Source organism: Pseudomonas sp. B26(2017), from assembly GCF_002113045.1.
In the GTDB taxonomy this organism is placed as follows: domain Bacteria; phylum Pseudomonadota; class Gammaproteobacteria; order Pseudomonadales; family Pseudomonadaceae; genus Aquipseudomonas.
In genome coordinates, this window is the sequence record NZ_NEJJ01000007.1 from 212,723 (window position 1) to 225,000 (window position 12,278).

Here is a 12,278-nt window from a genome sequence, read left to right on the forward strand (position 1 = left end):
GTGAGCGCAGCGCTGTAGAGCTGCAACTCATCAAATCGCAGGCATAAAAAAACCCTGAATCTTGCGATTCAGGGTTTTCGGTATTTGGTGCCCAGAGACGGAATCGAACCGCCGACACGGGGATTTTCAATCCCCTGCTCTACCGACTGAGCTATCTGGGCAACGGGGCGCATTAAAAGGGTTTTTCGGATTTACGTCAACGACTTTTTTAAAATTTCTTAAATTAATTCCGTCGCTTACGAAATCCGGGGGTTATTCGGCTGGCGGAACGTAGCCTTCGGCCTGAGCGTATTCCTCGCCGGAGAAGTACTTGTCCATTTCGCCCTGAAGAAATTTGCGGTCTTCGGCGTTCATCATGTTCAGGCGTTTTTCGTTGATCAGCAGGGTCTGGTGTTTCTGCCAGTCGGCCCAGGCCTTGGCCGAGACGTGTTCGAAAATGTCCTGGCCCTTGGCGCCCGGGTACGGTGGGCGCTCCAGACCTTCGAGTTGTTCTTTGTATTTGCGGCACATTACGGTGCGGGTCATGTCGACTCTCCTGCATTCAAGACGGCGGCCGCGCGTTCGAGCAAGGTCTTGACCGGGGCGGCGAGGCCCAGGCGCGGCGGGGTGGCGAGGTTATACCAGAGCCAGTCGGCCTCGGCCACGTGACCGCCGACCTCCTGCACCTGAACCAGCCAGGGTTCGATGGACAGCTGGAAGTGGCTGAATGTGTGGACAAGGCTCGGCAGCGCCTGCTGCTCGCCCAGTTCCAGAGAGTGCTGCGCGGCGAGGTGTTGCAGGTCGTCGAGGTCATCGAGTTCCGGCAGGCTCCACAAACCGCCCCACAATCCGCTGGACGGTCGACGATAAAGCAGAATTGCGCCGTCCTCGTTGGCCAACAGCGGCATCAGCGTGCGTTTCTGCGGGATGGCCTTGCGCGGCTTGGGGATCGGGTAACGCGTCTCCAGGCCGAGCAGGTGCGCTTCACAGCCCTTTTTCAGCGGACACAGCAGGCAGCTCGGTTTACTGCGGGTGCACAGCGTGGCGCCCAGGTCCATCATCGCCTGGGTGTAGGCGTTGACCCGATCCTGCGGCGTGAAGCGCTCGGCGTTGGCCCACAGCTGTTTCGCGACCTTAGGCTCGCCGGGGTAGCCTTCTTGCGCGGTAAAGCGCGCCAGCACCCGTTTGACGTTGCCGTCGAGAATCGGCGCACGCAGGCCCATGCTGATGCTGGCAATCGCGCCGGCCGTGGACAGGCCGATGCCCGGCAGTTCGGTGAGCTTCTCGACATCCCGGGGAAACTCGCCGCCGTACTGGCTGACGACGATCTTCGCGGTCTTCTGCAGATTGCGCGCGCGGGTGTAATAACCCAGGCCCGTCCACAAGTGCAGCACTTCATCCTCCGGCGCTTCGGCCAGGGCTTCGACCGTCGGCAGCGCGGCCATGAAGCGGTCGAAGTAATTGAGCACGGTGCTGACCTGGGTCTGCTGCAACATGATCTCGGACACCCACACCCGGTACGGGTTGATGTTCTGTTGCCAGGGCAAATCATGGCGGCCGTGGCGGTCGAACCATTCCAGCACCGCCGTGGAAAACTGCTCCGCTCTCATCGCTTGAACAGCCCCTTCAATGCGTTTTTCAGTTCCGGGCTGACTTTGTCGCCCAGTTTCTCGTCGATTTTTTCGCTGAGCTTGTCGCCGGCCATTTTGGTCGCGACCTGGCCCAGGCGCTCGTTGTCCACGCGGCATGCCTTGGCGCCCAGTTCCAGCGGGCCACGGCAGCGCAGCGGCCATTCGATGCCGACGAACTTCTCGCCGACCTGGCAGGCCGGATCCGGCATGGCACTGGTATCGCCTTCGACGATGATGCCGACGCGGTAATCCATGCCCAGCACCTTGAGGTCGATATCGCCGTCACCGTTGACGCTCATGCCGGGGATGCGCACTTTCAAGTCCGGGTTGCTGGCCACGCCGTTGCGGAAGGTGAGGTTGCCCTTGAGTTCCTGGAACGGCGTGTCCTTGCCGCGCGGCTCACCGCTCAGGGATTTGCGGTTGAGCGTGGCGATGCCCTTGCACAGTTGCTGCTCAAGGTTGGCGTTGAGCAATACGCCATTGTTGATCACAAAACTGGCGTTGCCGTTGAGGGTGTCGATCAGCGCCTGCTGGCTGTTGCCGCTGCCGGTGACGGTACTGGTGAGATTGACCAGACCTTTGACCGGCGGATTCTTGCCCTGGCTTTCGAGGATTTTCTCCACCGGCACCCGGTTGATCCGGGTTTGCAGGTTCAGCACCGGCGCTGTCTGGCGCACATCCAGCGTGCCCTTGGCTTCGAAGTCGCCGTTGTACAGCTCGCCGCGCAGATTTTCCAGGGTCAGCAGGCCGCCCTGGCCGGTGGCTTTCAGTGCGGCGTTCTGGATCGGCAGCTTGTCGAGGGTCAACTGGCCGAAGGTCAGGTCGGCGTTTACGTCGAGTTTGCTCAGGCGCTCAACCGGGAACAGGCGCTCGGTGCTCCAGGCGCTTTTGCTCGGTTTTTCCGGCAGCGGTGTGCTGCCGGCACCGGCCATCGCATCGGCCTCGGTGTTGGCAACTTCGGCCTGGCGGACCTGGGTGGCGTTGTTGGCTTTCTCCGATTTCGGCGGCAGGTAGCGGTCGACATTGAAGGTGTCGGCCTTGAGGATCGCCCGCAGCGATTGCTTGGCGAAATCTTCGACGGCGATGCGGCCGCTGAAGCTGCTGTCGTCGAGTTTCAGGTTGATGTTGTCCAGCGAAACGCTGGTCGGCGTCGCGGCGACACGGCTGACCAGTTCAACCTTGCTCAGGCTGCCTTCTGCCATGGCTGGCAAGGTCTGACCGATGCTGTCGACGAATTTCGCCAGGTCGAACTGGGCAATGGAAATCCCGCCGGTGATCTGTGGCGTCTTGTCCAGGTCGTTGGCTTTCAGCTCGCCCAAGGCACGCAGCTGATTGACCGACAGCTTGATGCCGGTCCATTCGGCGACGTTGGCGGCCTTGTCCAGCAACAACTGGCCTTGGGCGGCGAAGGTCACGGTTTTGCCTTGCAGCGGATCGCCGGCGACTTCGCCGGAAAGCTTAAGGTCTTCGAACTTGTAGCGTTGCAGGGCGCGCTCGAAGCGCAGCTCGCCGTTAAGCTCGGTGCGCACCCGCAGCACTGGCTGATTGGTGCCGAGAAATGCGGTGGCCTTGACCGGGATGTTGGTCGAATCGTGGACCGCGCCGGTGCTCAGCTGAATGCTTTCGGCGCTGAATTGCTTGCCGGTCAGCTCGTCGTTGTATTCCACGCGGGCGTTGTTGACGGTCAGGCTGTCGATGTCGAGGCGGATCGGCTGGGCCGGTTTTTCCGGTTGCGGGGTGGTCTCGGGTGCGGTTTCGGCGGTGGTGGTCGGTGCCGGTGTGCTGCCGGCCTTGGGCGGCACCTTGCCGATGTCTTCCCAGTTGCCATGACCATTCTTGTCGCGATTCAGGCGCAGGTTCAGGCCTTCGACGCGCACATCGCTCATCTGGACTTCGCGGCGCAGCAGCGGCAACACGCGCACGGACAGGCCAAGCATCTGCAGGTCGGCAAACGGTTCGGCAGGCTTGGCCAGAGTCGCGACGCTGGCCTCGTGCAGTTCCAGGCCGAGCCACGGGAACAGGCTCCAGCCGATGTCGCCATTGAGCGTCAGCTCGATGTGGGCCTTGTCGCGGGCAATCTGGCGGATCTCGTCTTTGTAGTCGTTGGGATCAAACAGGTGGGTCAGGGCGAAGCCCGCCGCCACAATGATCAGCAACAGCCCGAGAAGTACCAGACCCAGGATTTTGCCGAACGCTTTCATGGGCGAGTCCTTGTAAGTAGTCGAATTCGTGATTTAGCCGGGGAGTATAGCGCTGCATCAACCCTCGCTGTTGCGGTGCCCCGTCAGCCCGCTGAACCGTGATGTACAGCGCTTCGACAACGATCGGCATCGGGGTTCCCCGGCGTCAGGAGATCAGATGACCCAAAAAAGGTGATGTCAGTTTGGTTTTTCTGTCACGTGCAAATGGTAACCTTCGCCCGTTCGTCCGCCCATCTGCGACTTAACGTCGCGCTTTCAAGGAGCTTCACCCGCAAAAAAACGGTCATGCCTGCGTGCATAAAGGCCGGGGGTGAGCAGTGGCTGGCGAACCATACTAATAATTGGGGGATACATAATGAGCACGACCATTACGGCGGACGGCTTCAAAGCCGATCAGCCCGGGTTCCTGTCCAAGGAACGCATCATCGCCAAGCCCGGTTTCAACCGTTGGCTGGTTCCGCCGGCCGCTCTGGCCATTCACCTGTGCATCGGCATGGCCTACGGCTTCTCGGTATTCTGGTTGCCGCTGTCCAAGGCGCTGGGCGTGACCGCTCCGGTGGCTTGCGCACCGGACATGAGCTTCATTGCACAAGTCTTCTCGTCGCAGTGCGACTGGCCGATCTCCATGCTCGGCTGGATCTACACCCTGTTCTTCATCTTCCTCGGCTGCTCGGCAGCGATCTGGGGTGGCTGGCTCGAACACGCAGGCCCGCGCAAGGCTGGCGTTGTATCGGCTCTGTGCTGGTGCGGCGGTCTGCTGATTTCTGCGCTGGGGATCTATACCCACCAGATCTGGCTGATGTGGATCGGCTCCGGCGTGATCGGCGGTATCGGTCTGGGCCTGGGCTACATCTCACCGGTCTCGACCCTGATCAAGTGGTTCCCGGACAAGCGCGGCATGGCGACCGGCATGGCGATCATGGGTTTCGGTGGCGGCGCGATGGTTGGTGCTCCACTGGCAACCGCATTGATGAGCCACTTCGCTTCGCCGACTGGCGTGGGCGTATGGCAGAGCTTCGTGGCCATGGCTGCGATCTACTTCGTGTTCATGATCGGAGGCGCTCTGGCCTACCGCGTTCCGCCAACCGGCTGGAAGCCTGAAGGCTGGACCGCGCCGGCGAAAAAAGCATCGAACGCGATGATCACCCACCGTCACGTTCACGTGAACGTGGCCTGGAAGACCCCGCAATTCCGTCTGGTGTGGCTGGTGCTGTGCCTGAACGTGTCCGCCGGTATCGGCATCCTCGGCATGGCTTCGCCGCTGTTGCAGGAAGTGTTCGGCGGCAAGCTGCTGGGCAACGACCTGCCGTTCGGTCAGCTGGACGCCGGTCAACTGGCTTCCATCGCTGCCATTGCAGCCGGTTTCACCGGTCTGCTGAGCCTGTTCAACATCGGCGGTCGCTTCTTCTGGGCGTCGTTCTCGGACTACCTGGGCCGCAAGAACACTTACTTCGTGTTCTTCGCACTGGGTTTTGCGCTGTACGCGCTGATCCCGAATCTCGGTCACCTGGGCAACGTTGCGCTGTTCGTGGCGGCGTTCTGCATCATTCTGTCGATGTACGGCGGTGGTTTTGCGACCGTGCCGGCGTATCTGGCCGACCTGTTCGGTACGCAAATGGTCGGTGCGATCCATGGTCGTCTGCTGACTGCCTGGGCCGCCGCCGGCGTGCTGGGTCCGGTGCTGGTGAACTACCTGCGTGAGTATCAGCTGAGCATCGGCGTTGAACGCGCCGCCGCTTATGACATCACCCTGTACATCCTCGCCGGCCTGCTGGTGCTGGGCTTCCTGTGCAACCTGCTGGTGCGCCCGGTGGCCGACAAGTACTTCATGACCGACGCCGAACTGGCTGCCGAGCAGGCGCTGGGCCACGACAAGGGGGCTGATGCCAGCACCGTGCTGGAGTGGAAAGCCGCGCCGGGCAGCAAGCCACTGGCGATCGCTGCGTGGCTGGTGGTGGGGATTCCGTTGGCGTGGGGTGTGTGGGTGACCCTGCAGAAGACGGCGGTTCTGTTCCACTAAGACGCTGAAATTGCCGGCCTGATATCTCAGGCCGGCACCAACACCTGTGGGAGCGAGCTTGCTCGCGAAGAGGGTAGATCAGTCGACATCGTTGTCGGCTGACCCACCGATTTCGCGAGCAAGCTCGCTCCCACATTTGTTTTCAGGCTGCCTGTAATGGCTTGTATGGACATGTCTACCCGCGACGGCCGGGGGTTCTATCCGTCAGTCATTGCACCTCTCGTGTTTCTGTTTCGGCCCCGCGCCCCTATAATGGCTGCCTTTTTCGCCCAATGATTTTGCGGAGCTGGTGATGGCCGAACGTAAGGCGTCTGTCGAGCGCGACACTCTGGAAACCCAGATCAAAGCCTCGATCAACCTTGATGGCACCGGAAAGGCCCGATTCGATATCGGTGTTCCTTTTCTTGAGCACATGCTGGACCAGATCGCCCGTCACGGGTTGATCGACCTGGATATCCAATGCAAGGGCGATCTGCACATCGACGACCACCACACGGTGGAAGACGTCGGTATCACCCTCGGCCAGGCCTTCGCGCAAGCCATCGGCGACAAGAAAGGCATCCGTCGTTACGGCCACGCCTACGTGCCGCTCGATGAAGCGCTGTCGCGCGTGGTGATCGACTTCTCCGGCCGCCCGGGCCTACAGATGCACGTGCCGTACACCCGCGCCACCGTCGGCGGTTTCGACGTCGACCTGTTCCAGGAATTCTTCCAGGGCTTCGTCAACCACGCGTTGGTCAGCCTGCACATCGACAACCTGCGCGGGACCAACACCCACCACCAGATCGAAACCGTGTTCAAGGCTTTCGGCCGCGCGCTGCGCATGGCCGTCGAGCTGGACGAGCGCATGGCCGGCCAGATGCCTTCGACCAAAGGCGTCCTGTAATGCAGACCGTTGCAGTTATCGATTACGGCATGGGCAACCTGCACTCGGTGGCCAAGGCCCTCGAGCACGTCGGTGCCGGCAAGGTGCTGATCACCAGCGACGCGGCAGTTATCCGCGAAGCCGACCGGGTGGTTTTCCCCGGCGTCGGCGCGATTCGCGATTGCATGGCGGAGATCCGTCGCCTCGGTTTCGACTCGCTGGTGCGTGAAGTCAGCCAGGATCGTCCCTTCCTCGGCATTTGCGTCGGCATGCAAGCCTTGCTCGACAGCAGCGAAGAGAACGACGGCGTCGACTGCATCGGCCTGTTCCCGGGCGCGGTGAAGTTCTTCGGCAAAGATCTGCATGAAGACGGCGAACACCTGAAAGTCCCGCACATGGGCTGGAACGAAGTGAAGCAGGCGGTGGATCACCCGCTGTGGCACAACATTCCGAACCTGGCGCGCTTCTACTTCGTGCACAGCTACTACATCGCCGCCGGTAACCCGCGGCAGGTGGTCGGCAGCGGTCATTACGGTGTCGATTTCGCTGCGGCGCTGGCCGAAGGTTCGCGTTTCGCCGTGCAGTTCCACCCGGAAAAGAGCCATACCCATGGCTTGCAATTGCTGCAGAACTTCGCCGCGTGGGACGGTCGCTGGTAAATGGCCGTCAAGAAATCCAGGCCACCGATCCTGACCCTCACGCCTGAGCAGGACAGTGAGGCCAACCGCAAGATTCAGCGGTTCATGGAGGATCGTTTCGAACTGGACCTGGGTTCGTTCGAGGCGGCGGAAATTCTTGAGCTGTTTACCCGCGAAATTGCTCCGCACTATTACAACAGGGCGATTTTCGATGTGCAGACCCACCTCAAGGAGCGGTTTGAAAGCATTGAAAGCGACCTGTGGGCGCTCGAGAAAAACTGATTTCCGAGCCAAGCTGAACATTCAAATTTGAAGGTTTGCCAGATGCTGATTATTCCCGCTATCGATCTCAAAGACGGTGCCTGCGTACGTCTGCGCCAGGGCCGCATGGAAGATTCCACAGTGTTCTCCGATGATCCGGTGAGCATGGCTGCCAAGTGGGTGGAGGGCGGTTGCCGCCGTCTGCATCTGGTCGACCTGAACGGCGCTTTCGAAGGGCAGCCGGTCAACGGCGAAGTCGTCACCGCAATCGCCAAGCGCTACCCGACCCTGCCGATCCAGATCGGCGGCGGCATCCGTTCGCTGGAAACCATCGAGCACTACGTCAAGGCGGGCGTCAGCTACGTGATCATCGGCACCAAAGCGGTGAAGGATCCGGCGTTCGTCGCTGAAGCCTGCCGCGCGTTCCCGGGCAAGATCATCGTTGGTCTGGACGCCAAGGACGGTTTTGTCGCCACCGATGGCTGGGCTGAAATCAGCACCGTGCAGGTCATCGACCTGGCCAAGCAGTTCGAAGCCGACGGCGTGTCCTCGATCGTTTATACCGACATCGCCAAAGACGGCATGATGCAGGGCTGCAACGTTCCGTTCACCGCTGCACTGGCGGCTGCCACCAGGATCCCGGTGATCGCTTCCGGCGGCATTCACAACCTGGGTGACATCAAGTCGCTGCTCGACGCCAGGGCGCCGGGCATCATCGGCGCCATCACCGGCCGGGCGATCTACGAAGGCACTCTCGACGTCGCCCAAGCGCAAGCTTTCTGCGACTCGTACCAAGGCTGAGGACTGACCATGGCGCTGGCCAAACGCATCATCCCTTGCCTGGACGTGGATAACGGTCGGGTCGTCAAAGGTGTGAAATTCGAGAACATCCGTGACGCCGGCGATCCGGTGGAAATCGCCCGTCGCTACGACGAGCAGGGTGCCGACGAGATTACCTTTCTCGACATCACCGCCAGCGTCGATGGCCGTGACACAACACTGCACACCGTCGAGCGTATGGCCAGCCAGGTGTTCATTCCGCTGACCGTCGGCGGTGGCGTGCGTACCGTGCAGGACATCCGCAACCTGCTCAACGCCGGTGCGGACAAGGTCTCGATCAACACCGCTGCCGTGTTCAACCCGGAATTTGTCGGCGAAGCGGCGCAGCATTTCGGCTCGCAATGCATCGTCGTTGCCATTGACGCGAAGAAGGTTTCGGGCCCGGGCGAAACCCCGCGCTGGGAGATCTTCACCCACGGCGGCCGCAAACCGACCGGCCTCGACGCGGTCGAGTGGGCGAAGAAAATGGAAGGCCTGGGTGCCGGTGAAATCCTCCTGACCAGCATGGATCAGGACGGCATGAAAAACGGCTTCGACCTCGGCGTGACCCGCGCCATCAGCGATGCGCTGGGTATTCCGGTGATCGCGTCCGGCGGTGTCGGCAACCTGCAGCATCTGGCTGACGGCATTCTTGAAGGCCACGCCAGCGCAGTACTGGCGGCAAGTATTTTCCACTTCGGCGAATACACCGTTCAGGAAGCCAAGGCTTATATGGCTCACCGCGGCATCGTAATGCGTTAAACGATACAGGCCAGTGGACAGCATGGCGTACCCAAGGCACTCTTGGGCACGCCATGGATTTCGGTAGCCCGACATGATCAAACGCCTGCTTCTCGCTCTCGCCAGTGCCTCCGTGTTGTTGATCAACACCGGCCACGCCGAAGAAAGTCCCGACACCGATCTGGTGCTTCTTACCGAAAACTTCCCGCCGTACAACATGGCGAAGAACGGCAAGAATTTCGCCCAGGATGAAAACATCAACGGCATCGCCACGGACATCGTGCGCGAGATGTTCAAGCGTGCCGGCATCACTTACAGCCTGACCCTGCGCTTCCCTTGGGAGCGGGTCTACAAACTGGCGCTGGAGAATCCCGGTTACGGTGCGTTCGTCATGGCGCGCCTGCCGGATCGCGAAAAACTCTTCAAGTGGGTCGGCCCGATCGGCCCGGACGACTGGGTCATGCTGGCCAAGGCCGACAGCAAGATCATCCTCGAAACCCTCAATGACGCGCGCAAATACAAGATCGGCGCCTACAAGGGCGATGCCATCGCCGAGACGTTGACCAAACAGGGTCTGAAGCCGGTGGTGGTGCTGCGCGATCAGGACAATGCCAAAAAACTTGTTAGCGGCCAGATCGACCTGTGGGCCACCGGCGATCCTGCCGGCCGTTATCTGGCGCGGCAGGATGGCGTGATCGGGCTGAAAACCGTGCTTCGCTTCAACAGTGCCGAACTGTATCTGGCGCTGAACAAGGACGTACCGGATGCAACCGTTGCCAAGTTGCAAACTGCGCTGGATCAGATGCGCAAGGATGGCGTGGTCGACGAGATCATGGGGCGGTATCTGTAACCGCTGCGGGTTCAGCCGGTGGTTGCGGTTTAACTGCGAGCTCCGCCACCGGCGGCTCTTCAGGCTCTTTTGCCGGTTCAGTGACGGTCGGTTCCGCGGGTTCTTCGAGCGGTTCCTTCACGCGTTCGAGTTCAGGCTCGACCGGGCAATCCGTCATATGCAGGCTGTCCATGTCGGTAAAGCTGAAATGACCTTCCACTTGTGAGCCGTCTTCGCGCAACAGTCGATAGTCGCTCTGCAAGACGTAAACCGCCGCGAACCGGTTTTTTGCAACGAGTGCGATGACCTCTGCGTCCGAAGAGTTCACCCATTCGAAAGGTTCTGACTCGGCGTTGAAGAAGCTGTTGTGCAATTTGGCCGAGCAGATGATGACAGGCTCAGGTAAAGACCTGCTTGGTGACCATTGATCGCCGATTTCAATACCTGTGTTACGGCAGAACTTGCGCAACGTCTCCCAGGACTGGGTACGGCCGGCCTTCGATTTGAGCGCTCGGTTCATGTCTGTACTGTTTTGCCCCTGGCCGACAAGCAAATAGCGATCTGTTCTCTCCAGGCTGTAAAACGGTGAGGTGCGCAGTTGTTCAAGGTTTGCCATGAGTGAGTCGTTTACCGCGAACCACGGCAACTGCACCACTCGTGTGATCTTCGCTGGTGTAAGGGCGGCAGAGACATCGTGCCCGGTGAGTACGGGGGCGGCTGGTGGTGACTCGACCTGAAGGGGAATCTGCATCCGCAAGGCATAGGCGATGATTGGCGACGCAGGCTTGCCGTAGCCGTTTTCGCCAATGAACGTGCCCGGAGCAAAGTAGATTTCCCCTGCGGGCGCTGCGGGAGGCTTGACGCTCCAGGCGCTGAAATCGCGGTCGGCTCCGCTGCCCTTGTCGCTCCAGATCAGGTCGCCGGTACTGGCGGCGATCACCAGGTCGGTGCGCACACAACGAACGGCATTGAAGGACGGCTTGCTGCGGTCGTTGGAGCACACCAGCCCGAGAGCCACGTAACCTTGCGGAGGGATCGGCCGCCAGACAGAGCAGTCGCCGTTGGCGTTCGAGCCGATATCGTTCCAGACGAGTTGGTAATCATCCGGCCTGCTCAGTGCAGGACCTTTGCCCGGCTCGGTATTTTGCAGATCCCCCTCGCGGACGACAGCCATCACCTTCTTATCGTTGATGTTGTCTCGTCCGGCGACAACGAGATCACCCAACGGAAAATAACCGGGTAGCAGGTCGGGAGCCGGTGTCGGACGCCAGAAACTGCCGGGTTTTGACTTCGAGCCGGTGTTGTCCCAGATCCGGTGGAACTCGGTGGTGAAATTGATCAGCAGGTTTTCAACCGCTATGGGTTCCATCTGCCGAACAGGCAAATGAAGATTGGTTTGGGTGTTCATGATTGATCCCGAATAAAGAAACGGCTCGGTGTGGCCGCGACGGGTCTCAATATCCGGGTAGCGAGGGGGCTGGCTGCGGTATCTATCTATCGCTTCGTGACAGCTTGTTACCGATAAACGCCGTCTTTCCCATGAGCGGCGGTGGCCCGATTGCTGCGCACGCTGATCATCTGCTTGATGTCGATCCACTCGATGCCTTGAGCTTTCAATTTCGGCAGCTCGCGCTCCAGCACGGCCAGGGTCTGCGGATAGGGATGGCCGATCATCACTGCCGAACCCTGTTTGTGCGCCAGGCTGATTGCGGTCTGCAATTGGGTCAGGATCGCCGCTTCGGTGCGCTCATCATCGAGAAACACATCCCGCGAAACGCTCGCCAGATCGATCTTCTGCGCCTGTTGCGCTGCGACGGTCTGCGCGCTGGTGCGACTGTCGACGAAGAATTTGTGGCGGCGCTGCAACTCGCCCATCAGCCACGCCATTGCCACTGGTTGAGCGGTCATGCGGCTGCCCATGTGGTTGTTGATACCTGCGGTGTACGGGACCATTTTGAACGCGGCGTTCAGCCGTTTTTCCAGCTCTTCGATCGGCAGTTCGGGATGCCAGGCGAACGGACCGGTGGCCGGGTCCATCGGCATGTGCAGGATCACGATCTTGCCGGCGCGATGGGCTTCGCGGGCGAATTCGGTGGCGTGCGGGGTGTCGGGCATGATCGCCGTGGTCACCGGCCCGGGGAGGGCCAGCACGCGGCGATCCCGGGGCAGGTTCTGCCCCAGGTCGTCGATGATCAGTGTCAGGTAGGCTTTTTGAGGTGTTGGTCTGGCAGGTTCTGCATGAGCAGCACCCGCCAGACAGCACAGCAGGACGAAGAGAAAACGCAAAGACATCC

At 60.7% G+C, this 12,278-nt stretch carries 12 protein-coding genes and 1 tRNA gene; 7 read left to right on the plus strand and 6 right to left on the minus strand.

Annotation, left to right across the window (positions count from 1 at the left end):
* Positions 1-85: 85 nt before the first annotated feature.
* The 4 genes from CAF79_RS12730 to CAF79_RS12745 form a co-directional block, all read right to left on the minus strand.
* A tRNA-Phe gene (locus CAF79_RS12730) sits at positions 86-161 on the minus strand.
* A 91-nt stretch (positions 162-252) separates the two neighbouring features.
* Positions 253-525, minus strand: coding sequence for an oxidative damage protection protein (locus CAF79_RS12735; RefSeq protein WP_007952551.1), 273 nt, complete (start codon positions 523-525; stop codon positions 253-255).
* Positions 522-1,589, minus strand: coding sequence for an A/G-specific adenine glycosylase (gene mutY, locus CAF79_RS12740; protein WP_085698052.1), 1,068 nt, complete (start codon positions 1,587-1,589; stop codon positions 522-524). Before mutY ends, CAF79_RS12735 begins: the two co-directional genes overlap by 4 nt.
* Positions 1,586-3,811 (minus strand): AsmA family protein, encoded by a 2,226-nt coding sequence (locus CAF79_RS12745; protein WP_085698053.1) that lies wholly within the window; start codon positions 3,809-3,811, stop codon positions 1,586-1,588. Before CAF79_RS12745 ends, mutY begins: the two co-directional genes overlap by 4 nt.
* A gap of 355 nt (positions 3,812-4,166) precedes the next feature.
* Between CAF79_RS12745 and CAF79_RS12750 the strand changes: the two genes are divergently transcribed.
* From CAF79_RS12750 to CAF79_RS12780, 7 genes are all read left to right on the plus strand, one after another.
* Positions 4,167-5,831: an OFA family MFS transporter gene (locus tag CAF79_RS12750; protein ID WP_085611172.1), complete on the plus strand. Its 1,665-nt coding sequence runs from the start codon at positions 4,167-4,169 to the stop codon at positions 5,829-5,831.
* A gap of 292 nt (positions 5,832-6,123) precedes the next feature.
* Positions 6,124-6,717, plus strand: a complete 594-nt coding sequence (gene hisB / locus CAF79_RS12755; protein WP_039764670.1) for an imidazoleglycerol-phosphate dehydratase HisB — start codon at positions 6,124-6,126, stop codon at positions 6,715-6,717.
* Positions 6,717-7,355 carry an imidazole glycerol phosphate synthase subunit HisH gene (gene hisH / locus CAF79_RS12760; RefSeq protein WP_085698054.1) on the plus strand — a complete coding sequence of 213 codons (639 nt, stop codon included), beginning with the start codon at positions 6,717-6,719 and terminating at the stop codon, positions 7,353-7,355. Before hisB ends, hisH begins: the two co-directional genes overlap by 1 nt.
* Positions 7,356-7,616, plus strand: a complete 261-nt coding sequence (locus CAF79_RS12765; protein ID WP_085698055.1) for a DUF2164 domain-containing protein — start codon at positions 7,356-7,358, stop codon at positions 7,614-7,616.
* A gap of 42 nt (positions 7,617-7,658) precedes the next feature.
* Positions 7,659-8,396, plus strand: a complete 738-nt coding sequence (gene hisA, locus CAF79_RS12770; RefSeq protein WP_085698056.1) for a 1-(5-phosphoribosyl)-5-[(5-phosphoribosylamino)methylideneamino]imidazole-4-carboxamide isomerase — start codon at positions 7,659-7,661, stop codon at positions 8,394-8,396.
* A gap of 9 nt (positions 8,397-8,405) precedes the next feature.
* Positions 8,406-9,176, plus strand: coding sequence for an imidazole glycerol phosphate synthase subunit HisF (gene hisF / locus CAF79_RS12775; protein WP_007897430.1), 771 nt, complete (start codon positions 8,406-8,408; stop codon positions 9,174-9,176).
* Between the two features lie 73 nt (positions 9,177-9,249).
* Positions 9,250-10,005, plus strand: coding sequence for an ABC transporter substrate-binding protein (locus CAF79_RS12780; protein ID WP_085698057.1), 756 nt, complete (start codon positions 9,250-9,252; stop codon positions 10,003-10,005).
* Here the strand turns inward: CAF79_RS12780 and CAF79_RS12785 are convergent.
* Both CAF79_RS12785 and CAF79_RS12790 read right to left on the minus strand, forming a co-directional pair.
* A complete protein-coding gene (locus CAF79_RS12785; RefSeq protein ID WP_085698058.1) occupies positions 9,986-11,392 on the minus strand; it encodes a Vps62-related protein in 1,407 nt (468 codons plus the stop codon). The two genes, CAF79_RS12780 and CAF79_RS12785, sit on opposite strands and share 20 nt — an antisense overlap.
* A 107-nt stretch (positions 11,393-11,499) precedes the next feature.
* Complete coding sequence (locus CAF79_RS12790) at positions 11,500-12,276, minus strand: divergent polysaccharide deacetylase family protein (protein ID WP_085698059.1); 777 nt, start codon at positions 12,274-12,276, stop codon at positions 11,500-11,502.
* Positions 12,277-12,278 lie beyond the last annotated feature (2 nt).